The sequence below is a fragment of the Caldimonas manganoxidans ATCC BAA-369 genome (assembly GCF_000381125.1).
Taxonomy (GTDB): Bacteria; Pseudomonadota; Gammaproteobacteria; order Burkholderiales; family Burkholderiaceae_C; genus Caldimonas; species Caldimonas manganoxidans.
Window position 1 is genome coordinate 102,288 of the sequence record NZ_KB905931.1, and the last position, 24,324, is coordinate 126,611.

Consider the following 24,324-nt stretch of genomic DNA (forward strand, 5'->3'; position numbering starts at 1 on the left):
TGCGCAGAAGACCCCCATTGTCACGCGACCTGCAGGCTGGCGCGGACCAGGCGTCGCAGCTCGGGCATGCAAGAGCCGCATTGGGTCCCGCATCGCCGTTCGGCTTGCAAACGGACCAGGCGTTCTTCGGCGCTGCCTTGGCAGTGCGCAAGGGTGGCGACGATGTCGGATTCCGTGACGTTCAAACACGTGCACACCTGGCGGCTGCGTGGGCTCAGGGAAGCCGGTGGCTTGCCGCCGGGGGCGAGCAAGGCTCGGCCATAGGCCTGGGCTGGCACCTCGTCTTGCAGCAGGGCGCGCACCCAGGCCTGCGCGCGGGTGTCTCCGGCCAGCAAGAAGGCTTCCAGCCGGGTGTTGCCATGGCCATCGGGCACCAGGCGCATGGTGCGGCGCTGGCCGCGACGGCGGTCCACATAGCGCAGGACCTCGGCGCTGGCCAAGCCGAGCCGGTGCTCGATCTGCGCGAGGGCTTCATCGTCCAGGGGCTCATAGGCCGCTGCACGCAAGAGCACGCCCAGCACGCCGCGCTCGCTGGGCTCGCGCCCGAAGGGCACGCAGGTGGCATAGGCAAAGCGCGGCATCAGTGCACGCAGATCCGCGATGGCGCGCTGGGCCTGGCCCACTGGCAGCCAGGCGGCCGCCAGCAGCGTCCAGGGCAGCTCGGCCTTGAGCACTTTGACCGCCGTATGCTTGAGTTCGGGCTGTTTGGAGCTGGGGCAGTAGGCCGAGGTGGTCAGGGCATTGACGCCGGCCAAGCGCTCGCCGGTGCTGCTGGCGCCGCTGAGGAATTCTTCACCCCAGTGCATGGCCAAGAAGGCCTGCGACAGGCCCACCTGCTCGCTGCCTTGCACCGGCAACACGATGGAGCCGCGTCGGGACGTGAGATGCACGAGGTCGCCGTCTTGCAAGCCACGGCGCGCCATGTCCTGGGGATTCAGTTGCACGGCGGGCTCGCTCACATGTCCGAACAGACGCCCCAGCAGGCCGGTGCGGCTCATGCCATGCCACTGGTCGCGCAGCCGGCCGGTGGTCAGGCTGAAGGGATAGCGGGCGTCGCGCGGCTCGGCCACGGGGGTGTAGGGCACGTCGGCAAAGCGTGCCCGCCCGTCGGGCGTGGCAAAGCGCCGGTCTTCGTACAGCCGGGCGCGCGGGGGTTGTCCTTGCGGGCAGGGCCAGTGCTGCGGGCCCTCTGCCTCGAGCCGTGCATAGCTCAGGCCGGTGATGTCGAGGTCGCGCCCGCGGGTGGATTCGCGGTGTTCGTTCCAGATGGCTTCTGGGCCGTCGTAGGGAAAGAGCGTGGCAGCCGCGCCGCGGCGGCGCATGCCCCAGCGGGCTTCGAGCCGACGCGCGAAGTCCACCACGATGCGCCAGTCGGCGCGGGCTTCGCCCGGGGGAGCAACGGCGGCACGCACGCGGCTGATGCGCCGCTCGCTGTTGGTGACCGAGCCTTCTTTCTCGCCCCAAGTGGCCGCAGGCAGCAGCAAGTCGGCATGGGCGCAGGTGGCCGTGGTGGCGAAGGCTTCCTGCACCACGATGAACTCACAGCGCGCCAAGGCTGTGCGCACGGTGGCCTGATCCGGCATCGACTGGGCTGGATTGGTGCAGGCGATCCACAGCGCCTTGATTTCGCCGCGGGCGGCGGCCTCGAACATCTCGACGGCGGTCTTGCCCGGCGTGGCCGGCACATCCGGCACACCCCACAGGCGTGCCACTTCGGCGCGGTGTTCGGGGTTGGCCAGATCGCGGTGGGCCGACAGCAGGTTGGCCATGCCGCCGACCTCGCGTCCGCCCATGGCATTGGGCTGGCCCGTGAGCGAGAAAGGCCCGGCCCCGGGACGACCGATGTGACCCGTGGCCAGATGCAGGTTGATGAGCGCCGCGTTCTTGGCCGTGCCGCTGCTGCTTTGATTCAGCCCCTGGCAGTACAAGGACAGTGCCGCGCGCGCTTGGCCGAACCAGCGGGCCGCTTCGATCAGGGCGGAGACTTCCAAGCCGCAGATGCGTGCCGCGTCTTTGGGCGGAAAGTCCAGGACGCGCTGCCGCAACGCCTCGAAGCCCTGGGTGTGCGCGGCGATGAAGGCCGCATCGATGAGCTGCTCCCACATGAGCACGTGCAGCATGCCGTGGAACAGGGCCACGTCGGTGCCGGGCAGCAGGGGCAGATACAGATCGGCCAGTTCGGCGGTTTCGGTGCGCCGCGGGTCGGCCACGATGATGCGCAGCCGGGGGTTGGCCCGTTTGGCATCCTCGATGCGCCGAAACAGGATGGGGTGCGCCCACGCCGGGTTGGCGCCTACGATGAAGATGAGATCGGCATGATCGATGTCGTCGTAGCAATTGGGCGGCGCATCGGCGCCCAGCGTCAGCTTGTAGCCGGCCACTGCACTGCTCATGCACAGCCGCGAGTTGGTGTCGATGTTGTTGGTGCCGATCAGGCCTTTGGCCAGCTTGTTGAAGACGTAGTAGTCCTCGGTCAGGAGCTGGCCCGAGATGTAGAAGCCGACCGCATCGGGGCCGTGGCGATCGATGATGTCGCCAAAGCGGCTGGCCGCATCATCCAGCGCCGCATCCCATCCGATGGCCTGTGGGGGCTGATCCCGGCGCTGGCGGCGCATGGGCTGCAGCAGCCGGGTGTGCGCCATCAACGGGGCACTGGCGGTCAGGTGCAGGGTGCTGCCCTTGGTGCACAGCCGCCCGAAGTTGGCCGGGTGCTCGGGGTCACCGCGCACGCCCGTGATGTGCCCATCGTGCGACTCGATGATCACACCGCAGCCGACGCCGCAGTACGGACAAGTCGAGCGCGTGTGCCGAACCGGCGTCTGTGTCATGCCGCAGCCTTTACCTCGTCCAGGGCCAGGGTGTCGAGCTCCTCGACATCGAGGTAGACCTGGCCGTCATCGATCTTGACCGTGAACCTCGGCGTGCAGCCATGATCGGGCTCTCGCGCGCAACCGTCGTCCAGGCCGATGGTCCAGTTGTGCAGCGGGCAGGCCACGCTGGTGCCAAAGACGATGCCCTGACTGAGCGGTCCGCCTTTGTGTGGGCAGCGGTCCAGCAGCGCGAAGACTTGATCGTCGGCATTGCGAAAAATGGCCACCGCGCCGCCGGCGGGGCGTTGCACGCGGCGCGCGCCCAGCCGCGGAATGTCCTCGACGCGGCAGATGGCTTTCCATTGAGTCATGTCGCGGGTCTCCTAGAGGGTCAGACGCTCAGCGCCTCGAATTGACGGGGATCGACCTTGGCCTTGTCGAACTCGAACCAGGGGTCGGGTTCGCCGTCCAGCGCAAACTGCAGGCGCTCCCACAGTGCGCGGCGACCTGCGGCGTCGTCGAGGATGCGTTTTTTGACGTAGTCCAGTCCCACGCGGGCCACGTAGTGGCAGGTGCGTTCCAGGTACCAGCCTTCTTCGCGATAGAGCTGCAGGAATGCGCCGCTGTATTCCAGCACTTCCTCGGCCGAGCGCACCTTCACGAGGAACTGCGCCACTTCGGTCTTGATGCCGCCGTTGCCGGCCACATAAATCTCCCAGCCCGAGTCCACGCCAATGACGCCCACATCCTTGATGCCGGCTTCGGCGCAGTTGCGTGGGCATCCACTGACGGCCAGTTTCACTTTGTGCGGGGCGTACATGCGCCACAGCGCGCGCTCCAGGTCCTTGCCCATTTGGGTGCTGTTTTGCGTGCCGAAGCGGCACCATTCGCTGCCGACACAGGTTTTGACCGTGCGCAGCGCCTTGGCATAGGCATGCCCCGAGGGCATGCCCAGGTCGCGCCAGACCTTGGGCAAGTCTTCCTTCTTCACCCCGAGCAAGTCGATGCGTTGACCTCCGGTGACCTTGACGGTGGGGATCTGGTACTTGTCCACCACGTCGGCGATGCGGCGCAGCTCAGCGGCGGAGGTCTCGCCACCCCACATGCGCGGCACCACCGAATACGTCCCGTCTTTCTGAATGTTGGCGTGGCTGCGTTCGTTGATGAAGCGCGATTGCGGGTCGTCCTGGGCCTCTTTGGGCCAGGTGGAAATGAGGTAGTAATTCAGGGCCGGTCGGCACGTGGCGCAGCCATTGGGCGTGCGCCAGTTCAGGTGGCGCATCACGGCCTCGATGGTGAGCAGCTTGGTGCCATCGGGCAGTGGGGTGCGGATGGCTTGGCGCACTTCCTCGTGGCTGTGATCGGTGCAGCCGCAGATGGCCTTCTTCTTCGGGGTGGCCGAGTAATCGCCGCCTGCGACGAACATCAACAACTGCTCGACCAAGCCGGTGCACGATCCGCAAGAGGCGCTGGCCTTGGTGTGTTTGCGCACCTCCTCCAGGGTGAACAAGCCTTTTTCTTTGATGGCTTTGCATATCGTGCCCTTGGTGACGCCGTTGCAGCCACAGACTTCATCGGCGTCGGCCATGGCCGCGGCCTTGTTGTGACCTTCGTGGCCGGTGTCGCCGATGTTCGATTCGCCGAACATGAGCCGGTCGCGAATGTCGTGGATCGCACGCCCCTCGCGCAGCAGTTTGAAGTACCAGGCGCCGTCCACCGTATCGCCGTAAAGGCACGCGCCCACCAGCTTGTCGTCCTTGATCACGAGCTTTTTATAGACCCCGCCGTAGGGGTCGTGCAGGACGATGTCCTCAGTGGCTTCGCCGCCCATGAAGTCGCCTGCCGAGAACAGGTCGATGCCCGTGACCTTGAGCTTGGTGGAGACCTGTGATCCCTGGTAGCGTCCGATGCCGAACTGCCCCAAATGCGTGGCGCACACCTTGGCCTGTTCGAACAACGGGGCCACCAGACCATAGGCCACGCCGCGATGGGACGCACACTCGCCCACCGCGTAGATGCGCGGGTCGGTGACGGTCTGCATGGTGTCGGTGACGACGATGCCGCGCTGGCACAGCAGGCCCATGCGCTCGGCCAGATCGGTGTTGGGTCGAATGCCCGCGGCCATCACCACGAGGTCGGCTGGAATTTCCGTGCCATCTTTGAGCTGCACGGCCATGACGCGCCCATCCGGGCCGCCGATCAGGGCCTGGGTCTGCGCTTTCAGAAAGAACTTGAGTCCGCGTTCCTCCAGGGATTTTTGCAGCATCTTGCCGGCGACGGCGTCGAGCTGGCGCTCCATCAACCACTCGGCGAGGTGCACCACGCTGACTTGCATGCCGCGCAGCATCAGGCCGTTGGCCGCCTCCAGTCCCAGCAGACCGCCGCCGATGACCACCGCATGGCGGTACTTCTTGGCCGCCTCGATCATCGTGTTCGTGTCGGCAATGTCGCGGTAGGCGATCACGCCGGCGAGCTCGCGGCCTGGCACGGGCAGGATGAAGGGATGGGAACCGGTGGCCAGCAGTAGGCGGTCGTAGGCCGTTTCGGTGCCGTCTTCGGCACGCACGATGCGGCGGCTGCGATCGACCTGCGCCACCTTCTTGCCCAGATGCAGGGTGATGCCGTTGTCCTCGTACCACGACAGGGGATTGAGGATGATTTCGTCCAGCGTCTGCTCGCCCGCCAGCACGGGGCTGAGCAGGATGCGGTTGTAGTTGGGATAGGGCTCGGCGCCGAAGACGGTGATCTCGTAGAGATCGGGCGCGATCTTCAGCAGCTCTTCCAGGGTGCGTACACCGGCCATGCCGTTGCCCACCATCACCAGTTTCATTTTTTTCATGTCCCGAACTCCATCGATGAGCCTGTCTTCACAGAAGAAATCGCAAGCGGGGTGCCATGTCGGCGTGCGGAGCCTCCAACGTGACGCACCGCCGTGGGGCTTGCATGAGGCCGTGCTTTCCGACACAGTGCCGAGCCGTTCGTCTTTGATCCCCGAATGCCCGAGCCTTCATGAGTTTCGACGTCGACATCGGTCATGCCAGCCAGCGCGGAGCGCGCGAGCGCAACGAGGATTTCGCCGCGGTGGTGCGGCCGGCCCGCAGCGAGGAAGCACGGGGCTTGATCGCGGCGGTGGCCGATGGTGTGGCCAGCGGCGGTCAAGGCTTGCTGGCGGCGCAGACCACGGTGATGAGCCTGGTGCAGGATTTCCACGCCGTGCCCGAGACCTGGGACACCACGGTCGCGTTGGATCGGCTCATCGGTGCGCACAATGCTTGGCTGGCGGCGCACAATCGGCGCGGCAGTTCGCAGGGAGCGGCGATGTGCACGCTCACCGCATTGGTGCTGCGAGGGCACAGCTATACCTTGGCCCATGTGGGTGATTCGAGGGCCTGGTTGCTGCGCGATGGTGAGTGCATCCAGCTCACGCAGGATCACAGCGTCGACCCGCAGGGCTGGCATCACCCACTGTCGCGTGCGATCGGTTTGGACGATCATGTGCGGGTCGATTACAGCCAGGGCGAGTTGCATCGCGGCGACGTGTTCGTCCTCACGAGCGATGGTGTGCATGGGGTGCTGCGCCGGCGTGAGCTGGCGGCCTTGGCGTTGCAGGGCTCGGCGCAGGAGGCCAGCGAGGCGCTGGTGCGTGCGGCCTTGGCCGCTGGCAGCCGCGACAATGCGACCGCGCTGGTGATTCGCGTGGCCGGTCTGGCCACGGGTCGATTGGAGGACTTGTTGTTGCGCGGCCGTCAACTTCCGGTGCCGCCACGGCTGCGGGTGGGCGACAAGCTGGACGGCTACACGGTCACGGCGGTCCTGGCCGACAATGGAGTGCATCGTCTGTACCAGGCGCGTGATTCCCGTACCCAGGCCTTGGTGGTGATCAAGACGCTGCATGAGGCCCGGGCGAGCGACCCCCAAGAGCGCGCGATGCTGGCGCACGAGGCCTGGCTGGGCAGCCGAGTGGCCAACGAGCCCGGCGGCGGCTTGGTGCGTGTGCACGAGGTGGTCGATCCCAGCGCCTTTTACGTGGTGTACGACTGGCACGGCGGTCACACCCTGGAGCAGCTCATGGCCCGGGGGCAGCCCTTGGGGGTGTCCGAGGTGGTCGAAGCCGGCCTCGCAGTGCTGGGGGCTTTGGGGCGATTGCATCGGCATGGGGTGATCCATCGCGACGTCAAGCCGGCCCATGTGCACCGGGGCGAGGATGGTCGCTGGCGTTTGCTCGACTTGGGGGTGGCCGTGTCTGGACGCGAGCCTGAAGCCGCCCGCAGTCTGCACGCGGGCACGCCCAGCTACATCAATCCCGAGCAGTGGTTGCCGGACGAGCCGCTGCCGGCCGATGCGGGCAGCGATCTCTACGCGCTGGGGGTCACCTTGTACCAGGCCCTCACGGGCCGCCTGCCTTATGGCGACGTGGAGCCCTACCAGCTGGCCCGCTTCCGCCACGATCCCCTTCCGCCCTCGAAGTGGCGTCCGGAGGTGCCGGTGTGGCTGGACCGTGTCGTGCTCAAGGCGGTGGCGCGCGATCGCCGACAGCGATTCGAGACGGCCGAGGAGTTCGCGCTGGCGCTGCAGCGCGGGGCCGCACGGCCTTTGCCGCAACAGCCGCCCACGCCGCTGGTGATGCGTGATCCGGCCGCGCTGTGGAAGATCGGGCTGGCCATTTCGCTGTTGTTCAATGGACTGCTGATCCTGTGGCTGCTGTTCCTTCCGCGCTGATGCGGTGAAGGGCATGGGGACGATCCGCATGGCCGGCTCCGCTTATTTGGCCGCGCCGTGCAGCGAGGCACGCCCATAGTCCTGGGGTGCGCCTTCCACGGGCGTGACGCGTGCGCGGCCCCCTCGTTCGGCCCAGGTGCGCGTCCAGCGGATTTGCACGATGCGCAGCATCATCAGCATGCCCAGGGCCAACACCGCGAAGGCGACGAAGCCCCAGAGGTAAGTGCCGGCATACTGCTTGGACAGCCCCATCGCATTGGGCAGGAACCCGCCGCCCAGCGCGCCGATCTCGCCGATCATCGATCCGGCCACGGCCGTCGTCAGCGGCCAGCGCAAGGGCACGAGTTGGAACAAGGCCCCATTGCCCGCGCCCAAGGCGGCAAAGCACAGCATGAACAGCAAGGTGGTGAGCACCACCGAGCCGCCGGCCAAGCCGCACAGCACCAGGGTGAGGCTGACGATGAGCAGCACGCCCGTGAGCGTGGTGACGCCGCCGACGCGATCAGACACATAGCCGCCCACCACGCGTACGGCCGAGCCCATCAGGGTTGCCAGCATCGTGAGCTGGCCGGCTTCCACCTTGGTGACTTTGAACTGGTCGTAGAAGTAGGTGGGCAGGAAGCTGGACAGACCGATGAATCCACCGAAGGTGACGATGTAGATCAGGCTGAAGGCCCATCCGTCCTTCTCGAACAGACAAGACACGTGTTCGCGCAGCGTCTGGTGTTCTCGGTCGGGCGGCTCTTTGGCGGCCCACCACATCACGGCCATGGGCAGCAGCATGGTCAAAGCGGCCAGTCCGTAGACCGTCTGCCAGCCCAGATGGGTGGCCAACGGGGGGGCAAAGAGCACGGCCAGCACCGTTCCGGAATTGCCGGCGCCGGCAATGCCCATGGCCAAGCCTTTGTAGCGCGGCGGGTACCAGCCGCTGCCCAGGCTCAGTGCCACACCGAAGCTCGCACCGGCAATGCCCAACAGCACCCCCATGGCCAGCACGCGGTCGTAGCTGTCGACGAAGAAGTAGCCGTAGATGAGGGCCAGCACGATCAGGCCCATTTCGACCATCGCAGCGTTTTTGCGGCCGATGTACTGTGCCAGCACACCCAGCGGGAAGCGCATCAGCGCGCCGGCCAGGATGGGGACCGAAATCATGAAGCCTTGCTGAGCCGGCGTGAGCTGGAAGCTCTCCCGAATGAACGGACCCATCGCGCCATTGAGCACCCAGATGGCGAAGCAGAAATCGAAATAGAGAAACGACGCGAGCAGCGTCGGCCAGTGACCGGATTTCAGGAAAGTCGTGGAGCCAGACATGACGAGCCTCGATGAACCCACGGCCTTGCAGGCCGTCGGCAGGGCAGGCACTGTGTTGCGCACGGCGTCATGCGCAGGACCGGCGGTGCGGTGCACGGTCTGGGTGCGGCGTTGCACCCGGCTGCAGTGCAGCAACATCCATGCCAGGGCCCACGCCGTGCGGCCGGTGTCGTGGGCGCGGAGCTTGCTTGCCCCGATGGCCAGGCGTCCCAGGATGGCTGCCTTCCGCGGAGGCTGGGCCCGGCCCTGGGGCATCCACTCCATTCACTCGAAAAGGAGAGGGATTCTGAACGTCGTCGACTGCCGCCCGGTTTCGGTCCTCGTCTTGGCCGAAGACCCGCTGCCATGCGGCATGCTGCAGTCCGATCTGGAGGCTGCGGGCTTTCACGTCCTTGGTGCCACCGACTGCCACATGCTGGTGCGTGAGGTGGTGCGGCGCGCACCGGATGGGGTGGTGGCCTGGGTGTCGCATCTCGACGAGGCGTGGCTGCAGGCCATCGAACGCTTGCGCGACGTCGAGCCCTGCCCGGTGCTGCTGTACACGGCAGATGCCGAGGTGGAGCGCCTGGCGCGTGCCTTGCAGGCCGGGGTGCACGGTTGCGTGGTGCAAGCTTACGCGCCACAGCGCTTGCGCACCGAATGGGCGCTGGCGCGGCTGCGCTTCGAGCGCGAGCGGGCGTTGCGCGAAGAGCTCGAGGCCGTGCGGCAGCGTTTCGAGGAGCGCAAACTGGTCGACCGGGCCAAGGGCTTGCTGATGCGAGCCACCCAGATGAGCGAGGAGGAGGCGTTCCGCGCCCTGCGGCGCGCGTCGATGCAGGCCAATCGGCGCGTGGGCCTGGTCGCGCGCGAGGTGATCGATGCCGCACGGCACGGCGAAGCCGTCAACCGCTGCGGCCAGCTGCGCATGCTTTCGCAGCGTTTGGTCAAACTCCATGCCTTGTGCATGTGCGGCGAGGACGTCGAGGAGCACCGACGAGGTCTGCACCGGTCGATGCAGCGGGTCGATGACAACCTCGCGGTGCTCCAACGTCATCTGTCGGCGGCCAGCTTCGGTGATTTGCTGGGCGGGGTGCAATCGGCCTGGGCGGCGCTCAAAGCTGCCTTGGGGGATGGCGCGGCGCAAGACCTGGGGGCGGTCGATGCCCAGGCCGAGCGCTTGCTCGAGCAGGCCGAGCGGCTGACCACGATCTTGGAGCAAGCCAGCCCAGGGTCCACGCTGCGCATCCTCAACATGGCCGGCCGCCAGCGCATGCTTTCGCAGCGCTTGGCCAAACAAGTGTTGCTGGCGTCGATGATGCCCGCACCATCGGGGCCGCAGATGCTGGTGCAGGCGCAGGCCACGCGCCAGTTGTTCGAAGACGCGCACGATCAGCTGAGCGCCCTGCCATTGTCGGATCCGTCATTGCGCGAATCGCTCCAGGCTTCGGCGCGGGCGTGGGCGGCCTTGCTCGATGGAGCCAGTCGGGCCCACGAGGTGGACGGCCGCCGGACGGTGGCGCAGGTCAGCGAAACGCTGCTGCTGGAACTCGACCGGCTGACCGAGCGTTTCGAGCTGAGCCTCGAGCAGCTGCTCGGCTGAGGCACATTTTTTGTGCGCCATGCCGCAAATAGGGGGGGCGGCGCCCGGGACGGGGCGTCCCGAAGCCGTCACAATCCCCCAAAAGGTGGAAAATTCCGCCAGCGGCCGCACATCCCCATGAATGATTTGACCGCCGGATTCGCCCGGCCCCGCCCCTCCCACGCGTCGACGGACGAGAGCGATCTCGCGCCGGCGGGCGATCCCGTGAGCCTGGTTCTGGACCAGGCGCGCCGCAGCGGGGTGAGTGTGCAGTCGTTGCTGCATTTGCTGCAAGCCGCTTGCGAGCAATTGCCCACAGGGGTGTTCGTCAAAGATGCCGCGGGGCGCTATCTGTTCGTCAATGCGGCGGCGGCCGCCGTGCTGGGCCATTCGGTGCACGACGTGATCGGACGCACCGATGCCGAGCTGCTCGATGCGGAGGCGGCCGCCGTCCTGAAAGACGGCGACGAGGCGGCGCGCGTCCGGCGCATGCCACTGCAGCGTGAGGAGAAGCTCACCTCGCGCGCCCTGGTGTGCACCCGCATGGCCGTGCCGCTGGATGATCACGGCGTGTGTTTGGCCGGGCTGTGGCTCGATTTCAGTGAGCTGCGCCGCACACAAGACAAGCTGCGGCATGCGTTGCATCTGCTGGAGCAACAACAGCGCCAGAACGAGGATCTGCGCCAGGAATTGCGTGACCAAGGCGTGCGTGATCCGCTCACCGGCGTTTACAACCAGCGCCATTTCGACGAGCAGCTTCGTCGCGAAGTCGATCTGTCGGCGCGGGAGCATCGCGAGTTCGCGCTGGTGGCCATCCAGGTCGATGATTACGACGATTTGGTGGCGCGTCACGGTCGGCAAGCGGCCGAGCGCTGCTTGCAGGCGCTCGGGCAGTTGTTGCGTGGCAACACCCGAGCGATGGATGCACCCTGCCGCATCGGCATCGACCGCTTCGCCGTGCTGCTGTCGGGCGTGGGGCTGGCCACGGCCCATGCGCGCATGGAGGGGCTGCGCCGCCAGTGCGAGGCCCAAATTGTCATGCACGAGGGTCAGGACCTGCGCTTCACCGTGTCCATGGGGGTGGCCAGCTTTCCGCACAGCAGCGATGAGCTGACCGATTTGCTGCGTCTGACCGAGCAGGCCTTGGCGCAAGCCCGCCGCCGGGGAGGCAACGGGGTGGCTTTGGCCCGCATTCCCTTCCAGCCACGGCGTCCCGAAGCGAGGCCCTCGACCGCAGCCTGAGAAACCGCGCGGCCCCCCGGGGTGGGCTTACGGGGCGGGCTTAGCTTGCCAGTGCCTTGTACAGCATGTAGGCGGCCAAGCCGTAGAGCAACAGGGCAAACGCCCGCTTGAGTTGCTTGACGTTCAAGGCATGGGCGGCGCGCGCGCCCAGTGGGGCGAACATCACGCTGGTGGCCGCGATCAGCGCCAGCGCAGGCAGGTACAAAAAGCCGATGGCCCCCGGCAGGGCCGCCGGCAGCGACCAGCCGCCGATGACATAACCGACCACGTTGGCCACCGCGATCGGAAAGCCCAGCGCGGCACTGGTGGCCACCGCTTGGTGAATGGCCACATTGCACCAGGTCATGAAAGGCACCGAGACGAAGCCGCCGCCAGCGCCCACCAGGCCCGAGAGGAACCCGATCACGCTGCCGGCGGCCACCTGCCCGGCCGCCCCAGGCATCTGCCGCGAGGGCTTGGGCTTCTTGTCCAGCAACATTTGCGTGGCCGAGAAGCCGACGAAGATCGCGAAGAACAGCGCCAGCCAACGTCCCTTGAGCAACGCAAAGACACCGGCGCCGGCCAGCAGCCCACCCAAGACGATGCCTGGGGCCAAGCCGCGCACCAGATCCCAGCGCACGGCTCCCCGCTTGTGATGCGCCCGCACACTGGATACCGAGGTGAACAGGATCGTGGCCATCGAGGTGGCAATGGCCATCTTGACGGCCAGTTGGGCTTCCACGCCGCGCTGGGCCAGCAAAAAGGTGAGAAAAGGCACCAGCAACATGCCGCCGCCGATGCCCAACAAGCCGGCCAGAAATCCGGTGAAACAGCCCAGCAGCATCAGCTGGGCGATGAATGGCAGATCGAAAGTCAAGATCGCTCCAACAAGGCCAACACGGCGCGCCACTGTGCCGGCGTCACGGGGGTGATCGACAAGCGGTTGCCGGGTTGCAGCACCCGCATCGACGCCAGTTCTGGGCAGGCGCGCATTTCCTTCAGCGACAGCAACCGGGTCTTGCGCACGAACTTCACGTCACGCAGCAGCCAGCGCGGCGCTTGAGGGCGCGAGGCCGGGTCGTAATAAGGGCTGGACGGGTCGAACTGCGTCGGGTCCGGGTACGGCTCGCTGGCCACTTCGGCCAGTCCGGCAATGCCCGGTTCGGGGCAGGACGAGTGGTAGAACAACACGCCGTCGCCGATGCGCATGGCGTCGCGCATGAAATTGCGCGCCTGATAATTGCGCACGCCGGTCCAAGGCACGGTTTGCCCGGGGGCGGCGGCCAGATCGTCGATCGAGCATTCGTCCGGCTCGCTCTTCATGAGCCAGTACTGTTGTTGTTCTGTCGGCATGGGCGAGAGGACGGCAGACGGGGTGTCCGCCACGAGCCGAGAGCCGCATTCCTGAACCCAGGGGATTCAGGTGGGCGAGGTCAGCAGGGCCTCGGGTTCGTCTGACGCGAGACGATCGCACCAGCCAAGCAATGTTCCAAGCCCTTGCTCGATGAGCATCGGTTCAAGGAAATATAGAACTCCCGCGAACGCGACGGACCTGTCGATTCTACGCCCGTTGCGGCAAGCAGTGCCCGCGCAGTCCGCGGCGGCGGCCTCAGAGCAAGCGTCCTTCCTGGCTCAAGGCCTCGTCGATGCGCGCCATCAGTGCACGCAATTTCTGGGCGTGCGCAGCCGCCGAGGCCTCGGTCGCGGCGCTGGCGGCGCTGGGAGGATGCGCCGGCGCGGGGGCCGGCGTCGGGCGCTTGGCCAGTTCGAAAGCGATGTTCAGCGCGGCCAACACGGCGATGCGCTCGCGCGCCTTGACTTTGCCGGCATCGCGGATCGCGCACATCTCCCGGTCCACGGTGTTGACGGCCTCGAGCAAGGCGGCTTCGCCACCGTCGGCGCAGCCCAGGATATAGCTCTGGCCCATGATGGTCACTTCGATCTGCTTCATGAGCCCTCCGGTCCGTTCTGCGGGGTTTGGGCGGCTTCGCTGGGCAGGTGTTCGAGCAGGGCATCGATGCGCGCGCGCGCCGTCTGGAGCCGCTGCCGCAAGCTGTCGCGTTCGGCAGACACTTGGGCGAGCTGCCGCTGCAGCAGCTCGTTGGTGCGCCGCAGCTCCTCGTGGCGCAGCAGCAATCGCTCGATGCGATCGGCAAGTTCGTCGATGGTTGACATGGGCCGGCCCGTCCTTGAGCGCGGATTGTAGGAGCCTACCAACGGTCTTGGGGGGCTGCGGTGCAAGCCGAGCGGGGCCGCCTCCTACAATGCCTCGCGCGCCTTGCGCCCGCGCATGGTCTCTCATGAAGCCCGATCTCGACCTCCATTTGATCCTCGGCGGCGCCCGTTCTGGCAAAAGCCGTCATGCCGAAGCCTTGGCCCGTCAGGCCGAGGCCGCGGGATCTTCCATCGTCTACGTCGCCACCGCCTGGGCCGGCGATGAGGAAATGCAGGCGCGCATCGCCGAGCACCGGGCGCGGAGGCCGGCGTCCTGGATCCAGCTCGAACTGCCCGACGCCGACTTCGCGTTGGCCCACGCCTTGCGTGCACAGGCGGCGGAAAATCGCTGCGTACTCGTCGATTGCTTGACACTGTGGCTGGCGCAGCATCTTTGTCCGCCGCCCGGCGTGCGCACGCGCGACGCTCAGGCCGAAGTCGATGCCCTGCTCGAAGCGCTGCCTGCGCTGAGCGGCCGGGTGATCTTCGTCTCCAACGAAATCGGCTTGGGCGTCATGCCCGTGGGGGCCGAGACGCGCCGCACCATCGATGCCTTGGGCCGCTTGCACCAGCAACTGGCCCAGCGTGCACACCGCGTCACCTTGATGGTGGCCGGTCTGCCGCTGGAACTCAAACCCTCACGAGGAAGTTGCCCATGACCCCTGCCGATCTGCCCCGTCCCCAGTCTACCGACGACGCTCGTTTGCGCGCCCGCTTGCAGCACCGGCTGGACCGCAAAACCAAGCCTTTGGGGGCCCTGGGGCGTTTGGAGGCCCTGGCCGTGCAGGTGGGCTTGGTGCAGGCGCGCGAAGACCCGCAGTTGCGAGATCCGCAGCTCGTGGTGTTCGCGGGCGACCATGGCCTGGCCCGTCAGGGCGTGTCGGCTTACCCCAGCGACGTCACCTGGCAGATGGTCGAAAACTTCTTGGCCGGCGGGGCGGCGGTGAGTGTCTTGGCGCGTCAGCACGGTCTGGCGCTCAGCGTGGTCGATGCCGGCGTGGCGCATGAGTTTGCCCCGCGCGACAGACTGCTGATCCGCAAGATCGCCCCAGGCACGGCTGACGCCAGCCTGGGCCCGGCCATGACCTCGGCGCAGTGTTGGGCCGCTTTGCAAGCCGGCATCGAGGTGGTCAAAGGCTTGCCCGGCAATGTGCTGCTGCTGGGCGAGATGGGCATTGGCAACACCTCGGCCGCTGCGCTGTTGCTGGCGCGCTTGACCGCGGCCCCCTTGGCCGAGTGCGTGGGCCGAGGCACCGGACTGGACGACGCCGGTCTGGCGCACAAGCGCGCCGTGTTGGAGCGGGCCTTGCAGGCCAATGCCGCGGCCGTTGCGCCGCTGGATGCACTGGCGGCCTTGGGCGGATTCGAAATTGCGATGATGACCGGCGCGGTGCTGCAGGCCGCGCACGAGCGGCGCTTGGTGGTCGTCGACGGCTTCATCACCGGCGCGGCCGTGTTGGTGGCCCATGCGCTGGCGCCCCAGGTGCTGGACTACTGCGTCTTCGCGCACCGTTCGGAAGAGTCCGGCCACCGTCGAATGCTGAGCCACTTGGGCGTGGAGCCCTTGGTCGATCTGCGCATGCGCTTGGGCGAGGGCTCGGGGGCGGCTCTGGTGTGGCCGATCATCGTCTCCAGCATCAAGTTGCTGGACGAGATGGCCAGCTTCGAGTCGGCCGGCGTGAGCGAGCGCACATGAAGGCCTTGGCCGATGAACTGCGGTTGTTGGCCCTGGCCTGGCAGTTCTTCACCCGCATTCCTTTGCCTCCGTCCTGGGGGGCTCGTGCCGGCTACACGCCCGAACGGCTGCAAGCCAGTGCCCGGCATTTTCCGTTGGTGGGGGCGGCCGTGGGCGGCTTCAGCGCAGCCGTGTTTGCGCTGGCCGCATGGCTGCTGCCGCCCATGCTCGCGGTGGGGCTGGCGATGGCCGCCAGCCTGTGGATGACCGGTTGCTTTCACGAAGACGGCTGGGCCGACACCTGCGATGCCCTGGGCGGGGCGGTCAGCCGCGAGCAAGCCCTGGCCATCATGAAAGACTCGCGCATCGGCACCTATGGCGCGGCGGCGCTGGTGATGATGTTGGGCCTCAAAGCCGCCAGCCTGGTGAGTTTGCCGGTGGCCTGGGTGCCGGCTGCCTTGGTGTTGTCGCATACCGTCTCGCGCACTGTGGCCGTTGGCTTGATCCGTGCGCTGCCATATGCCGGGGATCCACAGCACGCCAAGGCCAAACCCTTGGCGACGCAGCTGTCCAGAGGGGGCTGGGTGGTGGCCGTGGGCTGGGCGGTCTTGGCCAGCGTGGGCGTGGCCGCCGTCGTGCCAGCCACGACGGTGGCCGCTGCACTGCTGGCTGCGGCGCTGGCCGGCCTGTGGTGTGGCCGCTGGCTGCGCAGCCGTCTCGGCGGGTTCACCGGGGACGGGCTGGGCGCGGCCCAACAGCTGTCGGAGTTGGCCATCTACTTGACCTTGGTCGCGGGTTCGTCATGGATCTGAAGGTGTGCCTCTGGCGTCATCCCCGGCCGGCAGGGGCGGCGGGACTGTGCCTGGGCCGCACCGATCTGCCCGTCGACGGGCGCCGCGCGCGACGCTTGGCACACCGCATCCGAGCATGGGCCCGGCGCGAAAGAGGGCCGCGCGAAGTCTGGACCTCGCCCTCGCAGCGCTGTCGTGCCGTGGGCGAATGGCTGGCTTCCTGGGGCTGGCGTCATCATGTCGATGCCCGCCTGCGCGAGCTGGATTTCGGCCAGTGGGATGGACGAGCGTGGGCGCACATACCGGCGGAGGCCATCGCGGCATGGTGCGCAGACTTGCGCGGATATCGGCCGGGCGGCGGCGAATGTCTGGACGAGCTGGCCCGGCGCTGCGCTGAATTCCTGGCCGACTGCGGCGGGCAGCGGCGCTACGTCATCACCCACGGAGGCTGGATGACGACGGCATGGCATCTGGCGCTGGGCCGGCCGCTGCCGGCCACGGCGGCGCACTGGCCGGCCGCGCCGCCCTATGGCAGCGCGATCGATTTGGCTCACGCCGGTGCGGGCGTCTTGGCGGGAAATTCGCAATAGCGCGCCACTTGGCATTGCCAGCAGCGCGGCTTGCGCGCCAGGCACACATAGCGTCCATGCAGGATCAGCCAGTGGTGGGCATCGACCAGGTAGCGCGGCGGCACACGTTCGAGCAGCTTCATCTCCACGGCCAGGGGTGTGCGGCCCGGAGCCAGTCCGGTGCGATTGCTGACCCGGAAGATGTGCGTATCGACTGCGATCGTCGGTTCGCCAAAGGCCACGTTGAGCACCACGTTGGCCGTCTTGCGGCCCACGCCGGGCAGGGCTTCCAAGGCCTCGCGCGAACGCGGCACCTGGCCGCCGTGGCGCTCGATCAGCAGGCGACAAGTTTCCAGCAAATGCTTGGCTTTGCTGCGGTACAGCCCAATGGTCTTGATGTAGCTGCACAGCCCGTCATAGCCCAAGGCCAGGATTTGCTGCGGGGTGTGGGCCACGGCAAACAGCTTGCGCGTGGCCTTGTTCACGCCCACGTCCGTGGCCTGGGCCGACAGCAGCACGGCCACCAGCAGCTCGAACACGCTGGTGTATTCCAGCTCCGTGGTGGGCTGCGGGTTGGCCGCCTGGAGCGTGGCGAAAAAGGCATCGATGTCTTGCGGCGTCATGGGCCGCGATTGTGCCTTGGCAGCCGCTCAGCCGCTGCGTCGTTGTCGCGCCTTGGCCAAAGCGGCTTCGATCACGGCGCGCTTGCGCTCGATCTGCGCCGGGTCGGTCAGCCGGGTCTCGGTTTCCAAATGCTCCAGCTTGTGCCGAGCCTTGGCTTCCAGCCGGTCCTGCTGCTCGCGGGCCTCCCGCGCGCGCCGCTGCTGGTGCCAAGCGTAGCGTTCACGCGCTTGCTGCGCTTGGGCCTCGCTCCAGGCTGCCCAACCGGTGGCCGTGGTCACCGGGATGAGCGAGATGCAATCGACGGGACAGACTGGCACACACAACTCGCAGCCGGTGCAGTCCTCGTCGATCACCGTGTGCATCTGCTTGTTCGAGCCAATGATGCAGTCCACCGGACAAGCCTTGATGCACAGCGTGCAGCCGATGCACCAGTCCTCGTCGATGACGGCCAGCATGCGCGGCCCTTCCACGCCATGGGCGGGCGACAGCGGCAGCACCGGTCGGCCGGTGAGGGCGGCCAGGCGCGCCACGCCCTCGGCGCCTCCGGGCGGGCATTGATTGATCTCGGCCTCACCGGCGGCGATGGCTCGGGCATAGCCGGCACAGTCGGGATAGCCGCAGCGCGTGCATTGCGTCTGCGGCAACACGGCCTTGATGTCTTCGGCGCGAACGGTCCTCACGGCGCGGTCGACGCTTTGCGGCGCACGGCCGCGCGTGCCGGCGCGGCCAACGGGTGCCGTTCGTGCTTCGCAATGAAGTCGCGCACCACCGGATAGACCAGCTGCCGCCAGCGCTTGCCGGAAAAAATGCCGTAGTGGCCGGCGCCAGGCACGGTGAAGTGCGGCTGCTCATCCTTTGGGATGCCGGTGCACAACTCGTGAGCAGCTCGTGTTTGGCCCGCGCCGGAGATGTCGTCGAGCTCGCCCTCGATGGTCAGCAACGCGGTGGTGCGAATGTCCTGCGGACGCACCAGCTCACCGCGCACCCGCCAAGTGCCTTTGACCAGCGCGAACTCCTGGAATACCGTCTTGATGGTGTCCAGGTAGTACTCGGCCGGCATGTCCAGCACGGCGTTGTACTCGTCGTAGAACGCTCGGTGCGCCTCGGCGCTTTCGTCGTCGCCGCGGATCAGGTCCATGAAGTAGTCATAGTGCGAGCTGAGGTGGCGGTCCGGATTCATGGCCACGAAGCCCGCATGCTGCAGGAAGCCGGGGTATACCCGCCGACCGGCGCCCGGGTAGTTCGGCGGCACGCGATAGATCACGTTGTTTTCAAACCACTCGTAGCTCTTGTTCATCGCCAGATTGTTCACCGCGGTGGGGGAACGCCGGGCGTCGATCGGGCCACCCATCATCGTCATCGAACGCGGCGTGGGTTCGCCACGGCTGGCCATCAGCGAGATGGCCGCAAACACCGGCACGGTGGGCTGGCACACCGAGATCACGTGCACCTGCGGACCAATGAAGCGGATGAACTCCTGGATGTAGTCCACGTAGTCGTCCAGGTGGAACGGGCCGGCGTCCAGCGGCACCATGCGCGCGTCGATCCAGTCGGTGATATAGACCTTGTGGTCCTGCAGCAAGGTGCGCACCGTGTCGCGCAACAAGGTGGCATGGTGGCCTGACAGCGGCGCGACCACCAGCACCACCGGCTGCTGCTTCATCTTGTCCAGCAAGGCCCCTTCGTCGGTGAATCGTTTGAAGCGGATCAGCCGACAAAATGGCTTGGTCAGCGGCACCTGTTCCTGCACCGCCACATCCACGCCATCGACCTGCACCGTGTGAATGCCGAACTCCGGTTTTTCGTATTCCTTGCACAGCCGGTGCATCAAGTCCAAGCCGGCGGCGACCCGGTCGGACAGGGGCACATGGGCGAAGGGCGATAGCGGATGACTGTAGAGCTTGGCAGCGGCGCTGGCGAACTCTGAAAAGGGACTGAGCAGAGCCCGTTGGGTCTCGTAGATGTGGTACAGCATGCGACCCTCTTCGATCAGGATGGTGGCCGGTGGCCTGGAGCGTGCAGCGTGGGTTGCTGCACTGCATCATTCTAGGCGCGACCGCTCAATCCTGTGTGAAGTCGGGCCTGGGGCAAACGCGCAAAACGACGGTGAAAATGCGCGATTTCGGCGCATATCGCACGGCGGTGTCGCCAAGGCGACACCGCAGCGACCTCTGGAGGCATTGCAGCCCCCGAGCCGACGGGCTCAGATCACCTTGGCCAGGGCGGAGGCGACGTAATCGATGTTTCGGCTGTTGAGGGCGGCCACGCAAATGCGGCCGGAATCGACCCCGTAGACGCCGAACTCGCTGCGCAGGCGCTGCATTTGTGCCGCACTCAGCCCGGAATAGCTGAACATGCCGCGTTGCTGGGTGATGAAGCTCATGTCCTGTGTGACGCCAGCGGCCTCGAGGCGCTCGACCAGGGCGGTGCGCATGTCCTTGATGCGGCGACGCATGCCCGCCAGCTCCTCTTCCCACAACTGGCGCAGCTCTGGCGTGGTCAGCACCGTGGCCACCACCTGCGCACCATGGGTCGGCGGGTTGGAGTAGTTGGTGCGGATCACGCGCTTGAGCTGACTGAGCACCCGGTCGGCCTCGTCTCGGCTTTCACAGACCACGCTCAGGGCTCCGACGCGCTCGCCATAGAGCGAGAAGCTCTTGGAAAACGAAGTCGAGACGAAGAAATTCAGACCGGCGTCCATGAATTGGCCGATCACCGCCCCGTCTTCGGCGATGCCCTCGCCAAAGCCTTGGTAAGCCATGTCCAAGAACGGCACCAGACCGGCGGATTTCACGCTGGCGATCACCTCGGTCCACTGCGCCGGGCTGAGGTCATAGCCGGTCGGGTTGTGGCAGCAGGCATGCAGCACCACGATCGTGCCGGCCGGGGCGGCCTTCAGGGCGGCCACCATGCCGTCGAAGTTCACGCCCCGGCGTGCCGCGTCGTAATAGGGATAGGTGCTGACCTGGAAGCCGGCATTCTCGAACAAGGCACGATGGTTTTCCCAGCTGGGGTCGCTGATGAGCACGCGCGCGTTCGGGTTGAGCTTCTTCAGAAAGTCCGCCCCGATCTTCAGCCCGCCGGTGCCGCCCAGCGCTTGGACGGTGGCGATGCGACCGGCCTGCACGGCATCGCTGTGCTGGCCGAACACCAAACCTTGCACGGCCTTGTCATAGGCCGCGATGCCGTCGATGGGCAGGTAGCCGCGCGCTTTGGGGGCTTCCAACATTTGCTTTTCCGCCGCAGCCACACACTGCAGCAGCGGAAGCTTGCCGTGGTCGTCGTAATAGACGCCCACGCCCAAGTTCACTTTGGACGGGTTGGGGTCGGCGTTGAATTGCTCATTGAGTCCCAGAATGGGGTCGCGGGGCGCCATTTCGACGGCGGCGAACAGGGATGACATGGGCTGTCCTTGTCAGTGGAGGGAAATGTGGTTCTGGGCTACGCTTACAAATTTGGGCCCAGCGCCCAGCAGCCGGGAAAACCCGCATTTTAAGGTCGCCCCAAGCCCATGGATCCCATCAGCCCTGCCCGTCATCACAGCCCTGAGGCGGTGGACCGACCGGACGACTCCCGTTTCGTCCGCTTTCCGGATTCCCCGTTTCAGCTCTATCAGCCTTATCCGCCGGCCGGGGATCAGCCCTCGGCCATCCAGGCGCTGGTCGACGGGGTGCGCGACGGGCTGAGCTTCCAGACCTTGCTGGGCGTGACCGGTTCGGGCAAGACCTACACCATGGCCAATGTGATCGCACGCTTGGGGCGGCCGGCCATCGTGTTTGCCCACAACAAGACCCTGGCGGCGCAGCTGTACAGCGAGTTCCGTGAGTTCTTCCCCAGGAACGCGGTGGAGTACTTCGTCAGCTACTACGACTATTACCAGCCCGAAGCCTACGTTCCGCAACGCGACCTGTTCATCGAAAAAGACAGCTCGATCAACGAGCACATCGAGCAGATGCGGCTGTCGGCCACCAAGAGCCTGCTGGAGCGCCGCGACGTGGTGATCGTGGCCACCGTCTCGGCCATCTACGGCATAGGCAATCCCAGCGATTACCACCAGATGGTCATGACCTTGCGCGTGCATGACAAGCTGGGGCAGCGCGACGTGATCGCCCAGCTCGTGCGCATGCAATACCAGCGCAACGACACCGAATTCGCTCGCGGCACCTTCCGTGTGCGCGGCGACACCATCGATGTCTTTCCGGCCGAGCATTCCGAGCTGGCCTTGCGCATCGAGCTGTTCGATGACGAGGTCGAGTCGCTGCAGCTGTTCGACCCATTGACCGGGCGCATTCGTCAAAAGATCCCGCGCTTCACCGTTTACCCCAGCAGCCACTACGTCACGCCGCGGGAGCGTGTGCTGGCTGCGATCGAATCGATCAAGGCCGAACTGCGCGAACGCTTGGACGAGCTGGTCAAAGCCGGCAAGTTGGTCGAGGCGCAGCGCTTGGAGCAGCGCACCCGCTTCGACCTCGAAATGCTCCAGGAAGTGGGGCACTGCAAGGGCATCGAGAACTACTCCCGTCATCTTTCGGGGGCGCGGCCGGGCGAGCCGCCGCCCACCTTGGTGGACTATCTGCCGCCTGATGCGCTGATGTTCCTCGACGAGAGCCATGTCCTCATCGGCCAGTTGGCCGGCATGTACAACGGTGACCGTGCGCGCAAGACCACCTTGGTCGAATACGGCTTTCGCCTGCCTTCGGCGCTGGACAACCGACCGCTGAAATTCGAGGAATTCGAGGCCAAGATGCGCCAGGTCATCTTCGTCTCGGCCACCCCGGCCGACTACGAGCAGCGCATGTCGGCCCAGGTGGTCGAGCAGGTCGTGCGTCCTACCGGGCTGGTGGACCCGGTGGTCGAAGTGCGGCCGGCCACCCACCAAGTGGACGATGTGCTGGGGGAGATCCGCCAGCGCATTCAAGCCGGCGAGCGCGTGCTCATCACGACGCTGACCAAGCGCATGGCCGAACAGCTCACCGACTACTTGGCCGACAATGGCGTGAAAGTGCGCTACCTGCACTCCGACGTGGACACCATCGAGCGCGTGGAGATCATCCGCGACCTGCGCCTGGGGGCGTTCGACGTGCTGGTGGGCATCAACCTGCTGCGTGAGGGCTTGGACATCCCCGAAGTGTCGCTGGTGGCCATCCTCGATGCCGACAAAGAGGGCTTCTTGCGCTCCGAGCGGTCCCTGATCCAAACCATCGGCCGGGCCGCGCGCAACGTCAATGGCAAAGCCATCCTGTATGCCGACCAGATCACCGACTCCATGCGGCGGGCCATCGACGAGACCGAGCGACGCCGCGCCAAACAGCTCGCCCACAACCAGGCCCAAGGCATCACGCCGCGCAGCGTGGTCAAGCAGGTCAAGGAGCTCATCGATGGCGTCTATGCCGACAAGTCCGGCAAAGACGAGCTCGGCGCTGCCGAGGCGATCGCCGAAGCCCAAACGTTGTCCGAGAAGGATCTGGGCAAGCGCATCAAGCAATTGGAACGTCAGATGTTCGAATACGCTCGCAACCTCGAATTCGAAAAAGCCGCGCGTGTGCGCGACCAGCTCGCCCAACTCAAGGCCCAAGTCTTCGGTGCGGCCGTGGGCGATTCAGTCGTGCCGCCACGGGCGTGACCAGGGGCGCAGGCATGCAAAAGTTCAGCGTGCTGTTCGTGTGCACGGGCAACATCTGTCGCTCGCCCACCGCCGAGGTCGTGGTGCGCCACCACCTGCAGCGCGCCGGGCTGGTCGATCGGGTGCATCTGGACTCGGCGGGCACCCATGGCTACCACGTCGGCCATCCGCCTGACGAGCGCGCCCAGGCCCATGCGGCCCGCCGAGGATACGATCTCAGTGCCCTGCGGGCCCGCAAGGTCGACGCCGCCGATTTCCAGCGTTTCGACCTCATCTTGGCGATGGACCGCGGCCACTTGCACTGGTTGCGGGAGTCCTGTCCGACAGCCGAACACGGCAAGCTCAAACTCATGATGGACTTCGCGCCGCCGCCACGGCGCGAGGAAGTGCCCGACCCCTACTATGGCGGTCCGGCTGGCTTCGAATTGGTGCTCGATTGCCTGGAAGCAGCGGCCCATGGACTGGTGGAGCATCTGCGGGCGCGGCTCACGCCAAACCCAGGGAACTTCCGAACCCAAACTTGACCAAAAAACTAGGCTTCAGGCATAATCGAGTAAAACACTCGGATTCAACCGAGGGTTAACCCGAGCCAAAGCCGTGTTTGGGTTCAACCGCTGCCCTCTGCGGGGGGCAGCACACAAGGAGTTCGACATGCGTCTAACCACCAAAGGTCGCTTTGCCGTCACCGCCATGATCGACCTCGCGTTGCGCGAGCATCAGGGGCCGGTGGCTTTGGCCGCCATCAGCCAGCGCCAGCAGATCTCCTTGTCGTATTTGGAGCAACTGTTTGGCAAGCTGCGCCGCCACGAACTGGTCGAGAGCACTCGCGGGCCCGGTGGGGGCTACTCGCTGGGGCGCAAGGCCGAAGACATCACCGTGGCGGACATCATCGTCGCGGTGGACGAGCCGATCGATGCCACCGGCTGCGGTGGCAAAGAAAATTGCATGGGTGAAGACCAGGGCCGCTGCATGACGCACGACCTGTGGGCCAGCCTGAATGCGAAGATGATCGAGTACCTCGATTCCATCACCCTGCGCAAATTGGTCGAAGACCAGCTCGCCCGTGGCGTGTCGATCGAGGAGCAGCCGGTCAAGCGGGCCATCTCCAGCCAGCCGGTGGTCAAGCCGATCAAGGTCAACGCGCCCAACTCGGTGTTTGCCTTGGGCAACGCCTTTTCGAAGTAAACCAAACGCCAAACGCGCCAGCAG

The 24,324-nt window shown here is 66.3% G+C and carries 22 protein-coding genes and 1 other RNA gene; 10 read left to right on the forward strand and 13 right to left on the reverse strand.

What is annotated here, in order from left to right:
- Positions 1-20: 20 nt before the first annotated feature.
- From F615_RS0102535 to nirB, 3 genes are read right to left on the reverse strand one after another with little or no spacing between them, the layout of a single operon-like run.
- The gene (locus F615_RS0102535; RefSeq protein ID WP_026329963.1) at positions 21-2,828 is read right to left on the reverse strand and encodes a nitrate reductase; all 2,808 of its coding nucleotides are present in this window, start codon (positions 2,826-2,828) and stop codon (positions 21-23) included.
- Positions 2,825-3,181, reverse strand: a complete 357-nt coding sequence (nirD, locus tag F615_RS0102540) for a nitrite reductase small subunit NirD (RefSeq protein ID WP_019559604.1) — start codon at positions 3,179-3,181, stop codon at positions 2,825-2,827. Before nirD ends, F615_RS0102535 begins: the two co-directional genes overlap by 4 nt.
- A gap of 20 nt (positions 3,182-3,201) precedes the next feature.
- Positions 3,202-5,649: a nitrite reductase large subunit NirB gene (gene nirB, locus F615_RS0102545; protein ID WP_019559605.1), complete on the reverse strand. Its 2,448-nt coding sequence runs from the start codon at positions 5,647-5,649 to the stop codon at positions 3,202-3,204.
- 170 nt (positions 5,650-5,819) lie between these two features.
- Here nirB and F615_RS0102550 point away from each other — a divergent pair, with 170 nt between their 5' ends.
- Complete coding sequence (locus F615_RS0102550) at positions 5,820-7,529, forward strand: bifunctional protein-serine/threonine kinase/phosphatase (protein ID WP_019559606.1); 1,710 nt, start codon at positions 5,820-5,822, stop codon at positions 7,527-7,529.
- A gap of 42 nt (positions 7,530-7,571) precedes the next feature.
- Here F615_RS0102550 and F615_RS17625 read toward each other — a convergent pair whose 3' ends face one another.
- The gene (locus F615_RS17625) at positions 7,572-8,840 is read right to left on the reverse strand and encodes an MFS transporter (RefSeq protein ID WP_051090174.1); all 1,269 of its coding nucleotides are present in this window, start codon (positions 8,838-8,840) and stop codon (positions 7,572-7,574) included.
- Between the two features lie 352 nt (positions 8,841-9,192).
- Between F615_RS17625 and F615_RS0102560 the strand changes: the two genes are divergently transcribed.
- Together F615_RS0102560 and F615_RS17630 are read left to right on the forward strand one after the other, a co-directional pair.
- Complete coding sequence (locus F615_RS0102560) at positions 9,193-10,419, forward strand: ANTAR domain-containing protein (protein WP_169452407.1); 1,227 nt, start codon at positions 9,193-9,195, stop codon at positions 10,417-10,419.
- Between the two features lie 204 nt (positions 10,420-10,623).
- Positions 10,624-11,640: a sensor domain-containing diguanylate cyclase gene (locus F615_RS17630; protein ID WP_169452408.1), complete on the forward strand. Its 1,017-nt coding sequence runs from the start codon at positions 10,624-10,626 to the stop codon at positions 11,638-11,640.
- 40 nt (positions 11,641-11,680) lie between these two features.
- Here F615_RS17630 and F615_RS0102570 read toward each other — a convergent pair whose 3' ends face one another.
- From F615_RS0102570 to F615_RS0102585, 5 genes are all read right to left on the reverse strand, one after another.
- The gene (locus F615_RS0102570) at positions 11,681-12,463 is read right to left on the reverse strand and encodes a sulfite exporter TauE/SafE family protein (protein WP_033370896.1); all 783 of its coding nucleotides are present in this window, start codon (positions 12,461-12,463) and stop codon (positions 11,681-11,683) included.
- Between the two features lie 29 nt (positions 12,464-12,492).
- Positions 12,493-12,972, reverse strand: a complete 480-nt coding sequence (locus F615_RS0102575) for an EVE domain-containing protein (protein WP_019559611.1) — start codon at positions 12,970-12,972, stop codon at positions 12,493-12,495.
- Between the two features lie 21 nt (positions 12,973-12,993).
- Positions 12,994-13,173: non-coding RNA, 6S RNA (ssrS, locus tag F615_RS20760), on the reverse strand.
- A 55-nt stretch (positions 13,174-13,228) separates the two neighbouring features.
- Positions 13,229-13,570, reverse strand: coding sequence for a cell division protein ZapA (locus F615_RS0102580; RefSeq protein ID WP_019559612.1), 342 nt, complete (start codon positions 13,568-13,570; stop codon positions 13,229-13,231).
- Positions 13,567-13,794 (reverse strand): hypothetical protein, encoded by a 228-nt coding sequence (locus F615_RS0102585; protein WP_019559613.1) that lies wholly within the window; start codon positions 13,792-13,794, stop codon positions 13,567-13,569. Before F615_RS0102585 ends, F615_RS0102580 begins: the two co-directional genes overlap by 4 nt.
- 125 nt (positions 13,795-13,919) lie before the next feature.
- Here F615_RS0102585 and cobU point away from each other — a divergent pair, with 125 nt between their 5' ends.
- Genes cobU through F615_RS17635 form a run of 4 tightly spaced genes read left to right on the forward strand, consistent with a single transcriptional unit; the run spans position 13,920 to position 16,889 of the window.
- Positions 13,920-14,492 (forward strand): bifunctional adenosylcobinamide kinase/adenosylcobinamide-phosphate guanylyltransferase, encoded by a 573-nt coding sequence (gene cobU, locus F615_RS0102590; protein ID WP_019559614.1) that lies wholly within the window; start codon positions 13,920-13,922, stop codon positions 14,490-14,492.
- The gene (gene cobT / locus F615_RS0102595; RefSeq protein ID WP_019559615.1) at positions 14,489-15,529 is read left to right on the forward strand and encodes a nicotinate-nucleotide--dimethylbenzimidazole phosphoribosyltransferase; all 1,041 of its coding nucleotides are present in this window, start codon (positions 14,489-14,491) and stop codon (positions 15,527-15,529) included. Before cobU ends, cobT begins: the two co-directional genes overlap by 4 nt.
- Complete coding sequence (locus tag F615_RS0102600; protein ID WP_019559616.1) at positions 15,526-16,320, forward strand: adenosylcobinamide-GDP ribazoletransferase; 795 nt, start codon at positions 15,526-15,528, stop codon at positions 16,318-16,320. The genes cobT and F615_RS0102600 overlap by 4 nt, the downstream gene beginning before the upstream one ends.
- Positions 16,311-16,889 carry a histidine phosphatase family protein gene (locus F615_RS17635; RefSeq protein WP_019559617.1) on the forward strand — a complete coding sequence of 193 codons (579 nt, stop codon included), beginning with the start codon at positions 16,311-16,313 and terminating at the stop codon, positions 16,887-16,889. Before F615_RS0102600 ends, F615_RS17635 begins: the two co-directional genes overlap by 10 nt.
- Here F615_RS17635 and nth read toward each other — a convergent pair.
- The 4 genes from nth to F615_RS0102625 all read right to left on the reverse strand — a co-directional run bounded on the left by nth (position 16,850) and on the right by F615_RS0102625 (position 20,895).
- Positions 16,850-17,491 (reverse strand): endonuclease III, encoded by a 642-nt coding sequence (nth, locus tag F615_RS0102610; RefSeq protein ID WP_019559618.1) that lies wholly within the window; start codon positions 17,489-17,491, stop codon positions 16,850-16,852. The genes F615_RS17635 and nth overlap by 40 nt on opposite strands.
- A gap of 27 nt (positions 17,492-17,518) precedes the next feature.
- The gene (gene rsxB, locus F615_RS0102615) at positions 17,519-18,172 is read right to left on the reverse strand and encodes an electron transport complex subunit RsxB (RefSeq protein ID WP_019559619.1); all 654 of its coding nucleotides are present in this window, start codon (positions 18,170-18,172) and stop codon (positions 17,519-17,521) included.
- Positions 18,169-19,467, reverse strand: a complete 1,299-nt coding sequence (locus F615_RS17640; protein ID WP_019559620.1) for a polyhydroxyalkanoate depolymerase — start codon at positions 19,465-19,467, stop codon at positions 18,169-18,171. Before F615_RS17640 ends, rsxB begins: the two co-directional genes overlap by 4 nt.
- 228 nt (positions 19,468-19,695) lie before the next feature.
- Positions 19,696-20,895 (reverse strand): amino acid aminotransferase, encoded by a 1,200-nt coding sequence (locus F615_RS0102625; RefSeq protein WP_019559621.1) that lies wholly within the window; start codon positions 20,893-20,895, stop codon positions 19,696-19,698.
- Positions 20,896-21,003: 108 nt separating this feature from the next.
- Between F615_RS0102625 and uvrB the strand changes: the two genes are divergently transcribed.
- From uvrB to iscR, 3 genes are all read left to right on the forward strand, one after another.
- Positions 21,004-23,115, forward strand: a complete 2,112-nt coding sequence (gene uvrB / locus F615_RS0102630; protein WP_019559622.1) for an excinuclease ABC subunit UvrB — start codon at positions 21,004-21,006, stop codon at positions 23,113-23,115.
- Positions 23,116-23,129: 14 nt separating this feature from the next.
- Positions 23,130-23,639: a low molecular weight protein-tyrosine-phosphatase gene (locus tag F615_RS0102635; RefSeq protein WP_019559623.1), complete on the forward strand. Its 510-nt coding sequence runs from the start codon at positions 23,130-23,132 to the stop codon at positions 23,637-23,639.
- A 127-nt stretch (positions 23,640-23,766) separates the two neighbouring features.
- A complete protein-coding gene (gene iscR, locus F615_RS0102640) occupies positions 23,767-24,300 on the forward strand; it encodes a Fe-S cluster assembly transcriptional regulator IscR (protein ID WP_019559624.1) in 534 nt (177 codons plus the stop codon).
- Positions 24,301-24,324 lie beyond the last annotated feature (24 nt).

Excerpts from the sequence above, each read along its gene's own strand:
- F615_RS0102535 (WP_026329963.1), bottom strand. The coding sequence starts at position 2,828 with ATGACACAGACGCCGGTTCGGCACACGCGCTCGACTTGTCCGTACTGC.
- nirD (WP_019559604.1), bottom strand. The coding sequence starts at position 3,181 with ATGACTCAATGGAAAGCCATCTGCCGCGTCGAGGACATTCCGCGGCTG.
- nirB (WP_019559605.1), bottom strand. The coding sequence starts at position 5,649 with ATGAAAAAAATGAAACTGGTGATGGTGGGCAACGGCATGGCCGGTGTA.
- F615_RS0102550 (WP_019559606.1), top strand. The coding sequence starts at position 5,820 with ATGAGTTTCGACGTCGACATCGGTCATGCCAGCCAGCGCGGAGCGCGC.
- F615_RS17625 (WP_051090174.1), bottom strand. The coding sequence starts at position 8,840 with ATGTCTGGCTCCACGACTTTCCTGAAATCCGGTCACTGGCCGACGCTG.
- F615_RS0102560 (WP_169452407.1), top strand. The coding sequence starts at position 9,193 with ATGCTGCAGTCCGATCTGGAGGCTGCGGGCTTTCACGTCCTTGGTGCC.
- F615_RS0102570 (WP_033370896.1), bottom strand. The coding sequence starts at position 12,463 with ATGCTGCTGGGCTGTTTCACCGGATTTCTGGCCGGCTTGTTGGGCATC.
- F615_RS0102575 (WP_019559611.1), bottom strand. The coding sequence starts at position 12,972 with ATGCCGACAGAACAACAACAGTACTGGCTCATGAAGAGCGAGCCGGAC.
- F615_RS0102580 (WP_019559612.1), bottom strand. The coding sequence starts at position 13,570 with ATGAAGCAGATCGAAGTGACCATCATGGGCCAGAGCTATATCCTGGGC.
- F615_RS0102585 (WP_019559613.1), bottom strand. The coding sequence starts at position 13,794 with ATGTCAACCATCGACGAACTTGCCGATCGCATCGAGCGATTGCTGCTG.
- cobU (WP_019559614.1), top strand. The coding sequence starts at position 13,920 with ATGAAGCCCGATCTCGACCTCCATTTGATCCTCGGCGGCGCCCGTTCT.
- cobT (WP_019559615.1), top strand. The coding sequence starts at position 14,489 with ATGACCCCTGCCGATCTGCCCCGTCCCCAGTCTACCGACGACGCTCGT.
- F615_RS0102600 (WP_019559616.1), top strand. The coding sequence starts at position 15,526 with ATGAAGGCCTTGGCCGATGAACTGCGGTTGTTGGCCCTGGCCTGGCAG.
- F615_RS17635 (WP_019559617.1), top strand. The coding sequence starts at position 16,311 with ATGGATCTGAAGGTGTGCCTCTGGCGTCATCCCCGGCCGGCAGGGGCG.
- nth (WP_019559618.1), bottom strand. The coding sequence starts at position 17,491 with ATGACGCCGCAAGACATCGATGCCTTTTTCGCCACGCTCCAGGCGGCC.
- F615_RS17640 (WP_019559620.1), bottom strand. The coding sequence starts at position 19,467 with ATGCTGTACCACATCTACGAGACCCAACGGGCTCTGCTCAGTCCCTTT.
- F615_RS0102625 (WP_019559621.1), bottom strand. The coding sequence starts at position 20,895 with ATGTCATCCCTGTTCGCCGCCGTCGAAATGGCGCCCCGCGACCCCATT.
- uvrB (WP_019559622.1), top strand. The coding sequence starts at position 21,004 with ATGGATCCCATCAGCCCTGCCCGTCATCACAGCCCTGAGGCGGTGGAC.
- F615_RS0102635 (WP_019559623.1), top strand. The coding sequence starts at position 23,130 with ATGCAAAAGTTCAGCGTGCTGTTCGTGTGCACGGGCAACATCTGTCGC.
- iscR (WP_019559624.1), top strand. The coding sequence starts at position 23,767 with ATGCGTCTAACCACCAAAGGTCGCTTTGCCGTCACCGCCATGATCGAC.